Annotated in this window: 17 protein-coding genes; 7 read left to right on the top strand and 10 right to left on the bottom strand. The window is 59.6% G+C overall.

The window, feature by feature from the left end; all coding sequences use genetic code 11:
* Nucleotides 1-42: 42 nt before the first annotated feature.
* Nucleotides 43-213, top strand: a complete 171-nt coding sequence (locus tag E4P00_RS18895; protein ID WP_078821893.1) for a DUF2986 domain-containing protein — start codon at nt 43-45, stop codon at nt 211-213.
* Here the strand turns inward: E4P00_RS18895 and E4P00_RS18890 are convergent.
* From E4P00_RS18890 to E4P00_RS18870, 5 genes are all read right to left on the bottom strand, one after another.
* The gene (locus tag E4P00_RS18890) at nt 185-1,180 is read right to left on the bottom strand and encodes a helix-turn-helix domain-containing protein (RefSeq protein ID WP_248132500.1); all 996 of its coding nucleotides are present in this window, start codon (nt 1,178-1,180) and stop codon (nt 185-187) included. The two genes, E4P00_RS18895 and E4P00_RS18890, sit on opposite strands and share 29 nt — an antisense overlap.
* A 4-nt stretch (nt 1,181-1,184) precedes the next feature.
* On the bottom strand, nt 1,185-1,727 hold the full coding sequence (locus E4P00_RS18885; protein WP_078821895.1) for an isochorismatase family protein: 543 nt from the start codon (nt 1,725-1,727) through the stop codon (nt 1,185-1,187).
* 91 nt (nt 1,728-1,818) lie between these two features.
* Complete coding sequence (locus tag E4P00_RS18880) at nt 1,819-2,352, bottom strand: GNAT family N-acetyltransferase (RefSeq protein ID WP_248132498.1); 534 nt, start codon at nt 2,350-2,352, stop codon at nt 1,819-1,821.
* Nucleotides 2,342-3,553, bottom strand: a complete 1,212-nt coding sequence (locus E4P00_RS18875; RefSeq protein ID WP_078821897.1) for a YeeE/YedE family protein — start codon at nt 3,551-3,553, stop codon at nt 2,342-2,344. The genes E4P00_RS18880 and E4P00_RS18875 overlap by 11 nt, the downstream gene beginning before the upstream one ends.
* A gap of 630 nt (nt 3,554-4,183) precedes the next feature.
* Nucleotides 4,184-4,801, bottom strand: a complete 618-nt coding sequence (locus tag E4P00_RS18870; protein ID WP_005789869.1) for a TetR/AcrR family transcriptional regulator — start codon at nt 4,799-4,801, stop codon at nt 4,184-4,186.
* Nucleotides 4,802-4,936: 135 nt separating this feature from the next.
* Here E4P00_RS18870 and E4P00_RS18865 point away from each other — a divergent pair, with 135 nt between their 5' ends.
* Nucleotides 4,937-5,377: a hotdog fold domain-containing protein gene (locus E4P00_RS18865; protein ID WP_005789870.1), complete on the top strand. Its 441-nt coding sequence runs from the start codon at nt 4,937-4,939 to the stop codon at nt 5,375-5,377.
* Between the two features lie 23 nt (nt 5,378-5,400).
* On the opposite strand, the gene E4P00_RS18860 is transcribed toward E4P00_RS18865, so the two are convergent.
* Entirely contained in the window at nt 5,401-6,462 is a 1,062-nt protein-coding gene (locus E4P00_RS18860; RefSeq protein WP_216091852.1) for an NAD(P)-dependent oxidoreductase, read from the bottom strand.
* A gap of 434 nt (nt 6,463-6,896) precedes the next feature.
* Between E4P00_RS18860 and E4P00_RS18855 the strand changes: the two genes are divergently transcribed.
* Together E4P00_RS18855 and E4P00_RS18850 are read left to right on the top strand one after the other, a co-directional pair.
* Nucleotides 6,897-8,759 carry a DUF3857 and transglutaminase domain-containing protein gene (locus E4P00_RS18855; protein WP_248132496.1) on the top strand — a complete coding sequence of 621 codons (1,863 nt, stop codon included), beginning with the start codon at nt 6,897-6,899 and terminating at the stop codon, nt 8,757-8,759.
* A 51-nt stretch (nt 8,760-8,810) separates the two neighbouring features.
* Nucleotides 8,811-9,191, top strand: a complete 381-nt coding sequence (locus tag E4P00_RS18850) for a hypothetical protein (RefSeq protein ID WP_248132494.1) — start codon at nt 8,811-8,813, stop codon at nt 9,189-9,191.
* A 188-nt stretch (nt 9,192-9,379) separates the two neighbouring features.
* Here E4P00_RS18850 and E4P00_RS18845 read toward each other — a convergent pair whose 3' ends face one another.
* Together E4P00_RS18845 and E4P00_RS18840 are read right to left on the bottom strand one after the other, a co-directional pair.
* Nucleotides 9,380-10,684, bottom strand: coding sequence for a HAMP domain-containing sensor histidine kinase (locus E4P00_RS18845; RefSeq protein WP_248132492.1), 1,305 nt, complete (start codon nt 10,682-10,684; stop codon nt 9,380-9,382).
* Complete coding sequence (locus E4P00_RS18840; protein WP_248132490.1) at nt 10,677-11,351, bottom strand: response regulator transcription factor; 675 nt, start codon at nt 11,349-11,351, stop codon at nt 10,677-10,679. The genes E4P00_RS18845 and E4P00_RS18840 overlap by 8 nt, the downstream gene beginning before the upstream one ends.
* Before the next feature lie 137 nt (nt 11,352-11,488).
* On the opposite strand from E4P00_RS18840, the gene E4P00_RS18835 reads away from it, so the two are divergent.
* On the top strand, nt 11,489-11,662 hold the full coding sequence (locus E4P00_RS18835) for a hypothetical protein (protein WP_164692209.1): 174 nt from the start codon (nt 11,489-11,491) through the stop codon (nt 11,660-11,662).
* Nucleotides 11,643-11,990 (top strand): hypothetical protein, encoded by a 348-nt coding sequence (locus E4P00_RS18830; protein ID WP_248132488.1) that lies wholly within the window; start codon nt 11,643-11,645, stop codon nt 11,988-11,990. The genes E4P00_RS18835 and E4P00_RS18830 overlap by 20 nt, the downstream gene beginning before the upstream one ends.
* A gap of 120 nt (nt 11,991-12,110) precedes the next feature.
* Here the strand turns inward: E4P00_RS18830 and E4P00_RS18825 are convergent, their stop codons facing one another.
* Nucleotides 12,111-13,607 (bottom strand): PLP-dependent aminotransferase family protein, encoded by a 1,497-nt coding sequence (locus E4P00_RS18825; RefSeq protein ID WP_248132487.1) that lies wholly within the window; start codon nt 13,605-13,607, stop codon nt 12,111-12,113.
* A gap of 95 nt (nt 13,608-13,702) precedes the next feature.
* Between E4P00_RS18825 and E4P00_RS18820 the strand changes: the two genes are divergently transcribed.
* Nucleotides 13,703-14,926 (top strand): benzoate/H(+) symporter BenE family transporter, encoded by a 1,224-nt coding sequence (locus E4P00_RS18820; protein ID WP_248132484.1) that lies wholly within the window; start codon nt 13,703-13,705, stop codon nt 14,924-14,926.
* Nucleotides 14,927-15,241: 315 nt separating this feature from the next.
* Here the strand turns inward: E4P00_RS18820 and E4P00_RS18815 are convergent, their stop codons facing one another.
* Nucleotides 15,242-15,937 carry a site-specific integrase gene (locus E4P00_RS18815; RefSeq protein ID WP_248132483.1) on the bottom strand — a complete coding sequence of 232 codons (696 nt, stop codon included), beginning with the start codon at nt 15,935-15,937 and terminating at the stop codon, nt 15,242-15,244.
* Between the last annotated feature and the right edge of the window lie 26 nt (nt 15,938-15,963).

The following is a 15,963-nucleotide window of genomic DNA, read 5'->3' as shown; positions in this document are numbered from 1 at the left end:
AAACTGGTATCATCCGCGCCTTTCCCTCTCAGGCTCCGCGACATGAACCGCCAGAAAAAACTCCAGCAGCTCTTCAAGGCCAAAGCCAAAAAGGCCAGCGCCAAACTGGCGCCGAAAAGCAAAGACAAATACATCAGCAAGGCCGACCGTTTGAAGCTGGCGACCGAGGCCGGTGAAAACCCTGTCACGCCCCTCGAGACGCCTGCTGAGTAAGGCGCATGGCTGAAGGGGTGGCCGCTTCATATTTGCCCCAGATACGCCGCAGATGCCGCGCCGAACCAAAGCCTGCGCGCTCGGCGATGGTTTCAATGCCCAGGTCCGACTCGGCCAGCAGTTCACGGGCCACCGCCAGGCGCAGGCGGTGCAGGTAGTCCAGCGGGCTGATACCGACATGCTCCTGGAACAAGCGCCCCAGGTGGCGGCTGCCGGTGCAGGCCAGGGCGGCCATGCGGGTTACGGTCCAGGCTTCACAGGGGGCTGCGGCGATGGCGTCCTGCACCCGATGCACCGCAGGATGCAGGTGATTACGCCCGGTTATCCAGGGCGACAACTGCGGGTCGCTGCCGCTGCGGCGCAGGTACACCACCATGTCCCGCGCTACCGCGCACGCCAGCCGTGGCCCGGCCAGCTCGGCGACCAGGTGCAGCATCAGGTCGATACCGGCCGTGACACCGGCGCTGCAACTGACCGGACCATCGGTCACGTACAAGCGGTTTTCCAGGACGCGAGCCTTGGGCGCCATGGCTTGCAAGGTGGCGCACAACGAGTGGTGCGTGGTGCATTGGCGGCCATCCAGTAATCCGGCGCTGGCGGCACTCAACGCGCCGGCGCATACGCAGATAAGGCGTTCAGCCGAGGGTGCGAAGACGTTTTGCAACCAGTGGGTCAGCCGCTTGCTGGCCGACTCGAACGCCTGCTGGTGCGCCTTGCTGACCTTCATCGTGGAGCCCACCAAGACCACCAGGGTGCCGGGGGCCAAGGTCGGTGGCAGTGGCGCCAGCCCCGTCAGCGGCAAACCGATGGAGGTGTGCAGCGTTGCCACCGGGCTGACGTACTGCAAGTCGAAATCCACCACCGCCGGGTCATCGACCTGGGCGGCCAGACGCAGCACTTCGGCAGGCCCGGCCAGGTCGAGCATCAGTACGTTTGGCAACAGCACAAACAGCACCGGCACACTCATCGATTCACCCCGCCAGGGCCTGGGCGACCGTCACGATGCGGGCGAAGCGGTCATCGAGGACCAGCTCCGTGCGTTCGCGAATCTCGGCCGGCGTATAGACCCGGCCGCTACGCGCGTGGGTCATCGGGAAGGTCAGCGTCGCCTCGCTGACAAAATCCACCTTGAAGCCACTGTCGCAAGCCTGCCGCGTGGTGGTCTCGCAGCATTGCTCGGTGCGGATGCCGCTGATGATCAGCGTGGCGACGCCCATCTCCACCAGGCGAGCGGCCAGGGGCGTACCCGCAAAGGCACTGTGGTAGCGCTTGTGGATCACCAACTGCGGATTGATCGACAGCTCGCTCAGTGCCCTGACGTTGCCCGATTGCATGGAGAAATGCCCCTGGTCTTCAACATGGAAGACTTGTACCACCGGGATGCCCCGCTGAACACAACCATCGATGAGGGCCTGCTGTTTTTCCAGATAGTCGGGCAGGTCATTTTCGGACCAATAGGTTGAATGACGGAACGAGTGCTGGGCGTCGATAACGATCAGGGCTTTACGGCTCATGGGCAGTCCTTTTGGCTTGCATCAGTGGGTGAACGATGCAAGCCATGGTAAGGACAACCCACAGCGCACGACAGGCGCAAGGCAGACTACTTCAGGACGGATTCGGACATGTCACCGGGCACGCCATGGCACAACGACTGCCGGGTTCGAAGCCATGGGCGTACTCATCCGCCAGGATCGTTTCCAGGCGCGGATCACTGTGAGTAGCGAAGCCCAGGCGCCGGTAGAACGGTGCATTCCACGGTACATGCACAAAGGTGGTCAGGGTCACTGCATACAGTTGCTGGGCGCGGGCGTGGTTCATCGCCGTTTCCACCAGCCTGCGCCCCCAGCCCTGGCCTTTCAGCGGCCGGGCCACGGACACTTCATGGATATGCAGATCGTCGCCAAAGCGTTCTGCGCTGAGGAAACCCTGGGGTTGGTCGTGGTGATCAACCACCACCCAGCAGGTCGATAGCGCGATCCACTGCCGATGGCACTCGATGCCAATCGACGCGGCATCCGCCAGCCAGGCCAGCCCTTCGATTGCGCGAAACGCCTGGGCCGCGCAATGCTCGATGGCGGGCAACAAACCGGCGTCTTGCGTGCGCGCCAGGCGAATGTGGGCGGCCTGCTCAGCAACCACTCAAGGCCACCTGGGGCCGTTCGCCGGCAAAGAAGAAGGGCCGCAGACGCACGCCCACGCCATTGCCGATAAACGCCGCCACCAGCCACACCCAGCCATGCAGGCTGCCCGAGGCGATGCCGCTGAAATAGGCGCCGATATTACAGCCATAGGCCAGGCGCGAACCGTAGCCGAGCAGCAGGCCGCCGATCACGGCGGCGATCAACGAGCGTGCCGGAATATTCAGGCTGGGAGCGAAACGCCCGGCCAGGCCAGCGGCCAGCAGCGCGCCAAGGACAATGCCGATATCCATGACGCTGGTGATGTCTTCCCAGACCGGCGCGGCCAGGGCCTTGGCATTGCCCGGCATCTGCCAGAACGCCCAACTCGCCACATCCACACCCAGCCCGCTCGCCACTTTGGCGCCCCACAGCGCGAACGCCGAGGTGATGCCCCACGGCCGCCCAGCCAGGGCCAGGGTGGCGTAGTTGAGCAGCGCCAGGCCAATCGCGCCCCACACCAGCGGCCAGGGCCCACGCAGAAAACGACGCAGCCCTTGATGCTCGCTGTGCACGCCTTGTTCAAGCTGGCCGTGACGGCGCTTTTCCAGACGCACGGTCGCCACCGCAATCAGCGCGAACACCGCCAGGCTCAGGACCAGCGCCGGCAGCACACCGAAACTTTTGACGATGGAAACCGCCGGCAACGACGGCAACGCAAACCACCAGTCGACATGGTGGGTGGCGATCAACGAGCCACAGATAAAGAACAGCAGCGTCACCAACATGCGCGCATTACCGCCGCCCACGGTGAACAAGGTGCCCGATGCACAGCCGCCACCCAGCTGCATGCCGATCCCGAAGATAAACGCCCCGAACACCACCGACACACCGGCCGGCGCCACCAAGCCCACGACCGGCTGGCCGAACAAAGTGCCCGCGCCCAGTGCCGGGAAAAACAGCAGCACCGCCACCGCCAGCATCACCATCTGCGCACGCAAGCCGGCGCCACGCCGATCATTGATAAACACGCGCCAGGCCGAGGTAAAACCGAAGGCAGCGTGGTAGAGCGTCAGGCCCAGCGCGGCGCCGACCACCAGCAACAACACTTGGCGTGCGCCAACGGTGTTTTGCAGGAACAGGGCGCCCGCCACCAGGATGATAAAGGCTATCAGTGGCGCTGCAGGCTTGCGTGCAGGCGCCAGGGAAAGGGAGGTGCTCATGGGGATCTCGATGGGTTGGAAGGAGGCCAGTATAGCCCCAGACGGAACTTGATCAGGCGCAGGCATTGCCGAGAGGCTCATCGTTTGAACCACCGCCTTCGCAGCCTCGCTGGGGCTCGACAGCTCCCACAGGGATTAGCGGTGCTGAGTTGATCTCGATTGGCAGGGCCATTGCGCCAAACACAGCTCCCGACAACAACACCGCCCAAATGTGGGAGCTGTCGAGCCCCACAGGGGATTGGCAGTGCTGGGGTGATCTCGATTGGCAGGGCCATTGCGACAAACACAACTCCCGACAACAGCACCGCCCTAATGTGGGAGCTGTCGAGCCCCAGCGAGGCTGCGAAGGCGGCGGCACAGTCAACCCTTCATAGCCTGAACCATCGCTATCGCAGCCTCGCCAAAGCTCGACAGCTCCGACAGGGGATTGGCAGTGCTGGGGTGATCTCGGTTGGCAGGGCCATTGCGACAAACACAACTCCCGACAACAGCACCGCCCTAATGTGGGAGCTGTCGAGCCCCAGCGAGGCTGCGAAGGCGGCGGCACAGTCAACCCTTCATAGCCTGAACCATCGCTATCGCAGCCTCGCCAAAGCTCGACAGCTCCCACAGGGGGATGAGGAGGAATGACTAACGCTGGCTGATCGAGCTCCACGCCGCTTCAGCCAGCAGCTCACGGTACTCAAAGGGGCTCTTTTTGACCTTCGCCGACAGCCACGCACGGGAGTAGCTTTCCGCCGCGCCAATGATCAACGAAGGGATAAGTTCTGCGGGCAAATGGCTGAAGTGTTCCTTGCGCCCTTCCCCGCCCATCCACTCCTTCAACTGCTGGTTGCGCTGCTTGTTGCGCGCAATCAACTCGTCCTTGAACGGGCCGTTGGACACGGCAAAACGGCTTTGGAAAACAAACCGCGCCCAGTCCGGCTGGGCGGTGACCCATTCAACGTAGCTGTACACCAGGCCGACCACACCGGCGTGGGCCGTATCCGCCGCTTGCAGGTAGTGGTCACGCAGGCTGGCCTGGTCTTCCAGCGCAGCAAAGAACAGCGCGGCGACCAGCCCTTCCTTGTTGCCGAAGTGGTGATAGATAGCGCCCACGCTGGTGTCGCAGCGCGCACGGATGGTCTCGATGTTGGTCGCCTCGATGCCTGCCTCGTTAAAACAGGCCAACGCCTCACGCAGGATGGTGCGCTTGAGGTCGCTGCGCCTGCCGGGGAAGGTGCGCTCGATGAGATCGATGGAGTGCATGGGGGGAACGCCAAATCAAAACAGTTTATAGGCTGAGCGACCGCCAGAGAAAGCTCGGGTTGACAGGCACGGAATCTACAGAATATTGTTCTGTTACGGAATATTATTCCGCAATTAAACCTTGAGGATATTCGTATGAGCCAAGCACTGAGCATGTTCAATAGCGTAGGTCCTGCCGCATTCAGCAACCTGGCGTGCCAGATGGCACCCTACTTCAGCACCATCACTCCCGAGATCGCGGAACTCAAGCCCAACCATGCAGTGGTCACCGTGCCGTTTCGCAAGGAAATCACCAACCACCTGGCTTCGGTGCATGCCATTGCGCTGTGCAACGCCGCCGAACTGGCCGGCGGCATGATGACCGATGCGTCGATCCCCGCTGGCGCACGCTGGATTCCCAAGGGCATGAGCGTGGAATACCTGGCCAAGGCGAAAACCGATATCCGCGCCGTCGCCGATGGCAGCGCTATCGATTGGCAGACCGCGGGCGACAAGATCGTGCCGGTAGAGATCTTCGATGCGGGCGGCGTCAAGGTCTTCACTGCCCACATCACCATGAATGTGAAGCTCGCTTAGCCCCTCAGCCGGCACAGGCGGTATCAGCGACACGGCATCTGCAAGGCGTGACTGAACGCGTGGATGTGGTCGACGATGCGCTGCGAAGCGGTGCGGATTGCGGTGGAGGTATTGCCGGCGATATGCGGCGTCAATTGCGCACCGGCAATGCCCGCCAACGGCGAGCTGAAACGGTCTTTTTCCAGGGCGAAGGTGTCAATGGCGACCGCCTTGATATGCCGGGGAAACCGGATCATGAAGGCGGCCAGTTGCTGCTCGTCGACGATGCCACCGCGAGCGGTATTGATCAGTATCGAACCCTGGCGCATCCGCTTGAACTCGGCGCTGCCGAATAAGCCGCGAGTCTGCGGGGTGAACGGCACATGGATCGAAACGATATTGGCCTCATCCAGCAACTGTTCCAGGGTTTGCCTGCGTTGCAGCCCGAGGCGGCGCGCCTCCTGCTCGGTAAAGCGCTCGGACCCGGTGGCAATCACCTTCATCCCCAAGGCGCTGGCTTTGCACGCCACCTGCTGGGCAATGCTGCCGGTGCCCACCAGCCCGAGGGTGAGTTCGGCGTATTCAGCAGCAGGCGCCAAGGTGCCTTTTGACCAGTGGCCTTGGTGGGTTTGCGCGTTGTAGTGGTCCAGATCCCGAGACAGAAACAACGCCTGGGCCAACACGTATTCAGCGACAGCAGTCGCGTTGGAACCCGGCGTATGCAGAACCGTCACTCCCGCCTGCTCGCACGCCTGTCGGTCGATATGGTTGAGACCGGTCCCGGCCTGGGCGATGGCGCGCAGCGGTGTGGGCAACCCGGGTGAGCTGGCGGCGCGAATCAGTTCGCCGCCCAGCGGGATGTTCAAGCGCGTCTTGAACACGCTGTAACCCCCAGCCTGATCCACCGCTGCGATAAAACCCCGCTCATCATGGCCGTTGATATCGGCATACCCGATGCGTGCGCCGTAGTGCTGCTGGATGCTGTGTTTATCGGTGAAGTAATACAGGTTAAGGACGACCGCCAAGCCCAGTTCAAGGAATCGATCGATTTCCTCATAGAGCAGCGGCGGACCGGGCGCGTCGAGTATCAGAGTGGTGAATGCCATGGGTTGATCCTTTTGAAGGCACCGCTAACTCAAACAATGGTTGCTTGATTGCCGCTTAGAAGACCGCATTGCCCAAGGCCGCCGCCCGCTTGGACCAATAAAGCATGGGCCTGATTTTTCGGTAAAAGACCTGTTTGGAATAAAACGAATGGAAAAAAATGATCGACCCGTCAAAAAAACACGCCTGCGCTCCATGACCATAATCGAGGCGTTTAACTTTTTGATTAATCAGGGCTAAATAAAATCATTCGAAAACGTCTTACTCAAAGGAAAATCTCGGCCCCCATAGCGTGCGAGAGAAACCTGAAAAAATCTTCATGACCCCTGAACGTCAGCCAATTGAGTAGGCGAAGCGCTTGCGAGTCCTGTCCATCGGCATATTCAGGAACATACGCCCCGGTGAAACGGCGCGCCCCTAGCTCAGAAGGATCTCTATGCAAAGCCTCCCGTTCTCTGCGTTACGCCTGTTCAGTGTGCTGGCAGTCATGGTCTGCGCGCTGTTGACGACGCAAGCCCGTGCCGATTACACCGACCTTTCCCTGACCCACGAAAAAAATATTCAGTCCTACGTCGTGAATGCCGACGGCAGCTTTGTACTGGATGTCGAACGGGTTATGCGGATCAATGAAGAGCGCGCGATCACCTCCAACGCCCAGCGCTCGGTCACCTACAATCGCACCCTGGAAACCCTGGATATCGTCGAGGCCTACACCCTCAAACCCGATGGCCGCAAAGTCGTGGTAACACCCGACCGGATCAAGGAGCAGCAGGAGCTTGAGTCTGCCCAGGCGCCGATGTTCCAGGACTCGCGGGTCAAGGTGGTGATCTTCCCGGAGCTGCAAGTGGGCGATCGCATGGTGCTGCGGTACCAGCGCCATCGCAATACGCCGTTGTTTCCAGGGCAGTTCGAAGACCTTTTCTCGCCGGATTTCTACCAGAATGAGCAGGTGCGCCTCAGCTACGACATGCCCGCCGAAATGAAGCTGTACGCCGACTCACGGGGTTTCAAGGCGTCCACGCCAGCCAACGCCAACGGGCGAACGGTGTACCGCTGGGACTTGGAGCAAACCAAGAAAAACCGCGTGGAAGAAGGCTCCGTTGCCTACACCGACTACGGGCAACTGCTGGCCGTATCGACGTTCACCGACTACAAACAGTTTGCCCAAGCCTACGCCGCACGCGCACAGGTAGAAGTGACCCCGGCCATGACCCAACTGGCCAAGGAACTCACCACCAACCTCGACAGCCCACGCAGCAAGGCCCTGGTGCTGAGTGATTGGGTACGCAAGAACATCCGCTATGTGGCCGTGTACGTCGGTGCGGGCGGCGTGGTGCCGCATTCAGCGCAAGCGGTGCTGGATAACCGCTATGGCGACTGCAAGGACCATGTGGCCCTGCTTGAAGCGCTGCTCAAAGCCGTCGCCATTGAAAGCTCGCCCGCCCTGATCAACGCCGACAACGCCTACGTACTGCCCAAGGTACCGACCCTGGGCGTGCTCAACCATGTGATCACTTATGTACCCAGCCTCGATCTGTACCTGGACTCCACCGCAACGCCCATCGCCGCTGGCTACCTGCCTCTGCCCGAACTCGGCAAACCGGTGTTGCTGACACAGACCGGTGAACGTACACAAACGCCGTCCGGCCAGCCTGGCAAAGTGAACACAACCATCGCGTTCAAGGTCAACGCCAAAGGCGCTGCAGACTTTACCAATGACTCCACCATCGACGGTTGGGGCGCGGAGTTTAACCGCTTCATGCTCAAGGCCATGCAGCCGGCCGACCGTAATCAGTTGGTGCAGCAGATTCTGAGCATGTATGGGCAATCCGGCAGCGGGTTGATCGAAACTGACGCCTTGGACGGCACTGCCAATACCTTCAAATTCGCGATTAAAGGCCACACCAGCAACCTGGTGAACCTGCCTGGCCCGACCGGAGTGCCTACCCTCTCCAGCCTGGCCGGCGGTATTGGCCAGAGCGTGTTTTCCTTGATCGTCGAAAAGGAACGTACTCAGGCCTTCACTTGCCTCTCAAGTGAGATCACAGAGGTAGCGCGCCTGGAGTTCCCGGCCAAGGTGAAGATCCTCGCGGTGCCCAAGGCTGTGTCGGTGAAACAGGCAGGCTTCGACTATCGCTCGACCTATGTGAAGAAGGCCAATACGGTGCTGATCACGCGCCAATATGTGTTTAGCAAGCCAGAGATTCTCTGCACCCCGGAAGATTTTGCGGCCATGCAGCCGGCGATTGAAGACATGGTCAACGATTTGAAAAGCCAGGTCATTGTGCAGACGTTGTAACGCCCTCGCCCTTCTTGCGTGTCAGTGGTTATGCACTGGCGCGTGGGAATCGTGGATTACAACGTCGTGCCGTATGAGGTAATAGCTGACATCGCAACAGAAATCGATAAAGACGTCTTACTCGGGAGGAGCGATAACATGTATGTAGATGGATTAGTCATTCTTAGTGGTCTTTGGGGATTCATAGGCGCTTCAGTGTTGCTGCCCGCTTTTGTAGCAGGCAACTATCGTCTCGTCATCGCAATGGGTGCGTTGATTCTCGTGGTGAACTCTCTATTTCTGTATTTCAACCAACAAATGCTATTAATAGAGGCGTTGTTGCGAAGTACAGCAGTGGCATTGATTCACGTTTCTACAGCCTATCTGATCGTGCATTTCTTTCATCACAAACGGTCGGTATCAGATTTGTTTCGGCGTACCAGACACTCTTGAAAGAATCATGTCAGCCCATGAACAGAGCCCATAGCATCAACCTAGCTTTTTTGGTTTTTGCAATCAGCGACCACCTACATCGTCAGGCCAGGCAGTAACTTGCTGGTTGTGTACGTCCTTTAAATGCTGCCGCATCCGATATCTCCGTTATCTGATCAAGCGCAAGCAGAGCGCAGTCAGCCTCTATCTTACAACTCGCCAGCCCGCAACTTCGCAACATCAAGAATGACCGTAAACCGCTGTTGCTCACGAATCACCTCAATCTGCCAGCCCAGTTTTGCGCATAACTGCCGCATCAACTGCAGCCCAAGACCATAGCCAAAATCATCCGACTCCTGCTGCGGCCCCGTCTCCCTGATGTGATTGGCGATCATCAGCCGGGGGTATTTGAAGCTGATTTCTACGGTGCCTTCTTCAGCATATTGCAGGGCATTGCGCAGGAAGTTGCCGATCACGATGCGGCAGGCGGTCGGAGGCAATCGGCAAGGTCCGTCGTGGATGTCGATGCTCAACTCAATATCCCGGTTACCGATCAGGTAGCGGTGTTTTTCAATCAGGTCGCCCACCAGTTCGCTCAGGTCAACGTCTTCTTCCGGCAGTGGCTCGGGACGCTCGCGGCTCATCCACAGCAATGTCTCGGCGATCAGCTGCATGTTCATCACCGAGCGTTCTATGCGCTGCAACGAGGGTGGCAGGGCACCGCCCGACTGCAGGGCCAACAGTTCGATTGTGGCCTTGAGCACCGCCAGGGGCGTGCGCAGTTCATGGCTGGTGTAGCGCAACAGGCGGCCTTCTCGCTGGCTGGCGGCCTGCACTTGTTCAACACTATCGGCCAGTGCGTCGGCCAGCCGATTGAACTCCTTGAAGTTGAAGCCCGGCCGCTCGCTGGCCAGGGCGTCAGAATTGTTCAAGGTACTGGACCATTGGATCAGGCGTCCCAGCGGACGCACCAACCACCACACCAACAGCGCGATGATGATCAGCGCCGGCACGAATACTGCCAGGCTGATGAGCTGGACGCTTTCCAGTACCTGGTCAAAGTAGGCGTCGGACAATGGCGTCTCGACCTCACCCCCTACTTCCTTATCGTGGTCGATGTCATACATGTAGAGGGTTTTGCCGTCGCCCAGAGGCTGTTCGAGGATTATATGGAACGGCGCGTCGTCGTCATCAGAGTAGAGATCGCCGAAGATATTCACCGCGCCGAAAGACAGGTTTGGCGGTGCATTCAGCAACTCGCGCACATCCTGCGGCAACGCCTCCTTGCCGATGACACTGGTATAGAAGTAATTGTGCGGCGTCGGCGTGGCCGGATTTTGCTTGTAGTGCCTGACAAAATATTGGGCCTCCTCCTCCATCATCGCGCTGGCGGTGTAGAACAGGCCGCGCACGGTAAATTCAGGCAGCAGCTTGCTGTAGATCACCAGCACCACGGCAATCAGTAACAGGAAGCTGCCACTGATCACCCACTTCAAGCTCAGGCCATTACGCATGGGGTTTTACCTGAATGCCAACACCCGCCAGAGTGTGGATCAATGGCCGGCCAAACGGTTTGTCTACCGCCTTGCGCAGCCGATGCATATGCACTTTGAGGGTATTGCTGTCGGGCGGCTCATCGCCCCAGATTTTGCTTTCCAGACGCTCCCGGGGAACTGGCTCGGGGCTGGCGCGCATCAAGTGCTCCAGCAAGGCCCAGCAGATGGGTGAAAGATGCAGCTCCTGCCCTGCCCGGCTGACTTTGCGGGTGGTCAGCTCCATAACCAGGTCGTCCACTTGCAGACGGCTGGTCTGGCCGCTGCGCCGCAGGCTCAAGGCGCGAATCCGCGCCACCAGTTCGGCGAGCTCGAACGGCTTGACCAGATAGTCGTCGGCTCCCGCAGCAAAACTGGCGAGCTTGTCCGGCAACGCATCCAGCGAGGTCAACATCAGGATGGGGGTCTGGATGCCTTGCTGGCGCAACCGTGCGCACACCTGCTGGCCGTCCAGGCGCGGCAGCATGATGTCCAGCACAATGACGTCGTAATGTTGCTTGAGCGCCAAGTTGAGCCCGGCCTGGCCATTGCTGGCGTGATCGCAGACGATGCCGCTGATCTCCAGGTACTCGATGACGGTGGTGGCCAGGTCCAGGTTGTCCTCGACCAACAGCAGATGAATATGCACGGAAAAAACCCCTCGGGCAGGCAGTGCGCAGCGGTGTGAAGGATAGCGGAAGTCGGGCGGTTTCCCGTGATGTTTACCTGACGTTAACCCCGTGCGGCTTAGGCTAAGGCTCTTCTTATCCAGAGCTCGTCACCGTCATGAACCTGTATTCGATGATCAAAGGGGTGCTGTTAGCCGTGATTTTCCTCGCGCTGATGGTGGGCATCCTTCCACAGCAAACGCAGTTGGTACGCATGGGAGGCAATGGTTGGTTTCTGGTTGGCCAGAATGTTGAGCAGACAGGGTCGTGTGATGTCGCCCGTGCGTCGTGATGAGATAGGCGCCAGTTATGCCAGCCAGTTGGTCGCCTGCGTGGTGCTGGTTATTGGTGTGGCCGTTTCGATGGGTATCTATATCGCGCGCTTGAATGCGCACCTCGATGAGCAACGCGACCTGTCCTCGGTGTATCTGCCCGACTGCCCTGACGGGCGCGGTGGTTTTATGGTCTATCCCGATGACAGGCGCAGCGGTGACCAGTGCTACAACGCCGGTGAGGATGAGTTGATGGATGTCGATGAGCTGCAGCGGCTATCAGGCTCGAACCTTGCGCAATGGTTCGACTACATCCTGCCTGCGGTTCAAACTCCGAGCAGGCTTTAGATACGTCATGCCGCTCAATGAACTCTGTAGGAGCGAGCTTGCTCGCGAAAAACGTCAACGATAACGCGTGCTTCCTGAATGAACGCGGCGCCTGTGCGTTTTTCGCGAGCAAGCTCGCTCCTACGAGCCTATTGCTCTGGCCAGCCGCCGCATGGCTGTTTCGATTTCATGGGCGGTCAAGGATGAATACCCCAACAGCCAACCTTGTTTCTTCTCCTCGCCGGCATACAGCCGACTGAGGCCGGGCAACTGCACGCCTGCGCTGGCAGCTTGGCGGATGGTGTTTGCCTCCGACCAGCCATCGGCCAAAAGGCAGGGCATCTGCAGCCCGCCATGGGGGCACAAGGCTGTGGCAATTCCCTTCAAGTGTTTGCCGATGGCGGTGAGCATGACGGCACGGCGCGCGGCGTAAAGTTTGCGCATGGCTCGGACATGGGCGTGGTAGTGGCCGCCCTCCATGAAGCGCGCCAGCGTCAGTTGGAGGATCTGTGGCGTGTGACCGTCCATGATACTTCGTGCATAGGTGAAGGCGTTGACCAGTTCGGCAGGCAGCACCATGTAGCCCATCCGCAATCCGGGATAAAGCGTTTTGCTGAAGGTGCCGAGGTAGATCGTGCGCTGGTACGGGTCCAGGCCCTGAACGCAGGCAATCGGCGGCCCGTCGTAGTGGAACTCGCTGTCATAGTCGTCCTCGAGGATCCACTTGCCCTGCTCGGCCGCCCAGTTGATCAGCTCCAACCGGCGCTCCAGCGCTAACGTGGCGCCGGTGGGGTATTGATGCGAAGGCGTCACATAGACGCAATTGGCACCGCTGCGGTCTGCCCGCAACAGGTCGGTGCGTATGCCCGCGGCATCGACGTCAATGGGCACCACCTGGGTCTGGGCCGCTTCAAAAGCCTTCTTGGCACCGTAGTAACCGGGGTTTTCCAGGAGGATGGGCTTGCCGGCGTCCACTAATAGTTGGGCACACAGGTACAGGGCCTGGCGAGTACTGCTCAATATCAGAACCTGGCTGGGTGAGCATTTGGCACCGCGTTCGAGGTTCAGGTAGGTGGCAATCGCCTTGCGCAAAGCCTCGGCGCCTTGCGGGTCGCCATGCAACAGGACGTTACCCCGGTAGTCCTTCATGGCCTGGCGTTGCAGGCGTTCCCATATATCGACAGGAAAGGTACGGGTTTCCGGCAGCCCTGTGGCAAAGGCCTTGACCGCCTGTTGATCGGTCACGCCACCGGTGTCGAATATCATCCGGCCGCGCCGGCTCAAGCCCGACCCTGGCGCCACATCGCTGCGCTGGGTTTCTTGTGTTTTCATGCGCCGGCGCGCAGCCCCGCGTAACTCTGCGCCCACAGCCGCCGATACATAACTGCCCGAGCCTTCGCGCCGCACAATGAAGCCATCGCGATGCAAATGCACGTAGGCGTTCTCGACCGTGTCGCGGGCAACACCGAGCGTTTTGGCCAGCACCCGGGTCGCCGGCAGCTTCAGGCCAGCATCGAGGGCCCCCTCCAGAATCAATGCACGCAGGGCGCGCTGGATCCGCTGATGCAGATCCAGCCGCTGAAACTCGGCATCGTTGAGCCGGATTTTCAGTGTTTCGAGCTCGAAGGTGTGCGCCATGCGGTCTGCTCTGTATTAATAAATTGGCCGGAATGAGCAGGCCAGTTTATCCGTAGACTCTGCGCATCGCCATTAGCAAGGAGCACCGTAACGCCATGCCTACGTCAACATCCCACTCATCTGTTCGACTCAGCGACCTCCTCCCGCCGATTGTGGCCGGCCTGATCTCGGTCATCGTCAACTATGGCGGCACCTTCATCCTGGTATTCCAGGCCGCCAAGGTCGCCGGGCTGAGCCCTGAGTTGACGGCATCCTGGGTGTGGTCGGTGTCGATCGGTGTGGGAGTTACCGGGCTGTTTCTCAGTTGGGTTTCCCGCACCCCCGTCATCACCGCCTGGTCGACACCGGCGGCAGCCTTTCTGGTGGTGGCCCTGTCCACTACCCCCTATGCCGAAGCGGTGGGCGCCTACATGATCTCGGGCGCGGCCTTCGTTCTGCTGGGCTTATCCGGCTATTTCGAAAAAGTCATCCGGCTGATCCCGCCAGGCGTGGCCGCCGGGTTGCTCGCCGGTATTCTGTTGCAGTTCGGCATAGGTGCTTTCGGCGGCATGAGCCTTGATCCTATGCTGGTCGGCTTGCTGATTGTTGCCTACCTGGTGCTCAAACGCCTGACCGCACGCTACGCGGTTGTGGGTATTCTGGCGTTGGGGCTGGCCTTCTTGCTGGCTCAGGGACGGGTCGACTTGTCGGGCCTGGAACTGCAACTGGCGGCGCCCGTGTTCACTCGGCCTGAGTTCTCGCTCAACGCCTTGCTCAGCGTCGCGCTGCCGCTGTTTCTGATCACCCTGACCGGCCAGTACATGCCCGGCATGCTGGTGCTGCGCAACGATGGGTTCAACACCAGTGCCAACGCTATCGTGACCATCACCGGGCTGGGCTCCTTGCTTATGGCGCCCTTTGGTTCGCACGCGTTCAATATCGCGGCGATCACCGCCGCCATCTGCACCGGAAAGCAAGCCCACGAAGAGCCCTCCAAGCGCTGGATTGCTGGGATAGCGGCGGGCATCTTTTACATCCTCGTCGGGGTCTTCGGCGTGACCCTCGCCGCGCTGTTCATGGCCTTTCCGGCCACCTTCATCACCACCCTGGCCGGGCTCGCCCTGCTCGGCACTATCGGCGGCAGCCTGGCCGGCGCCATGGCCGATGCCAGCTCCCGTGAGGCTTCGCTGATTACCTTTTTGGCAGCGGCCGCCAACATCACGTTGTTCGGGATTGGCGGGGCGTTTTGGGGGCTGCTGATTGGGTTGGTGGCGTACGTCGTGCTTAATGGGCGGTTGCCGCGGCGGGAGCTTGCTGCTCGTGAGAACGCTGCTAACTGAGGCACGCCCAGGTTTTTGATTTCTTCTGGCCCGCTTTGGGTTGACGGGCCAAATCCCAGATAAAAAAGCCTGCATCTCTGCAGGCTTTTATCTATCTGGCTCCACGACCTGGACTCGAACCAGGGACCCAATGATTAACAGTCATTTGCTACCTGTTAGTCACACCGGTGCCACGAAAAACGTGGTGGAGACATAGAAACGCTATGTAGCGCGAGCGCATGAGCGCATCACGCCATGAAAGTTAGTCGCGTTGGATTAGCTTGTCAAAGCAGGGTAATTCATTGGGCTGTAGGAAAAGGAGACGGTAGAAGTCAGCTACCGCATCATCTCCAATGCATGCCTTACCTGGTCAACGTCGACGTGTACGTATTTCAAGGTAGTGGCAATGCTTCGATGCCCTAGCAAATCCTTGACGATATGAAGATTACTCTTGGGCTGCTTCATCAAATCGGTAGCAATTGTATGCCTGAAACGATGCGGGCTCACATGCACCCCAAGCTTGCGGCTCAGCGATGTATAAAACCGTGACAGCTGGCTCATATCCATCGTTCTGCGCATATGGCGCTGTGAAAATCTGTTGACGTTGAAGAGCTGTTCATTGGATTTGATGCCGCGCTTTTTAGCATTCAACAGCAAGATCCTCAGGTGCTTAGCAAGCTTGCTGTGTATGGGAACGAAGTGCTCATCGAAATTTTTGGAAACCTCAGGGTGAATGCAGAATTGCATGCTTTCCATATCCACATCCTGGGGACGAAGATTCAACAGCTCATTCGCTCGGATGCCCGTGTAGTAAAACGTCTCGAACACCGTTCGCCAGAACCACGCGGGGTGGAGCGATGCCATCGCAAGCGTCTTCATTTCGGAACGCGCCATCCCGACGAGAATGATCCGCGCATCCCGGACAACGCGGTGCTTGACGGTTTTCGGTGGACGGTTTGGGCAGCGCACGCCACAACCCTCGAATGGATTGTCGAGATGACTGGTCTGAATCGCCCCGGATTTTCTAGACACCTTTCAAGCTCATTGCGTAACGCTTT

The sequence above is a fragment of the Pseudomonas sp. B329 genome, from assembly GCF_023127835.1.
Classification (GTDB): Bacteria; Pseudomonadota; Gammaproteobacteria; order Pseudomonadales; family Pseudomonadaceae; genus Aquipseudomonas; species Aquipseudomonas synxantha_A.
This window is presented reverse-complemented; position numbering and strand designations above follow the sequence as displayed.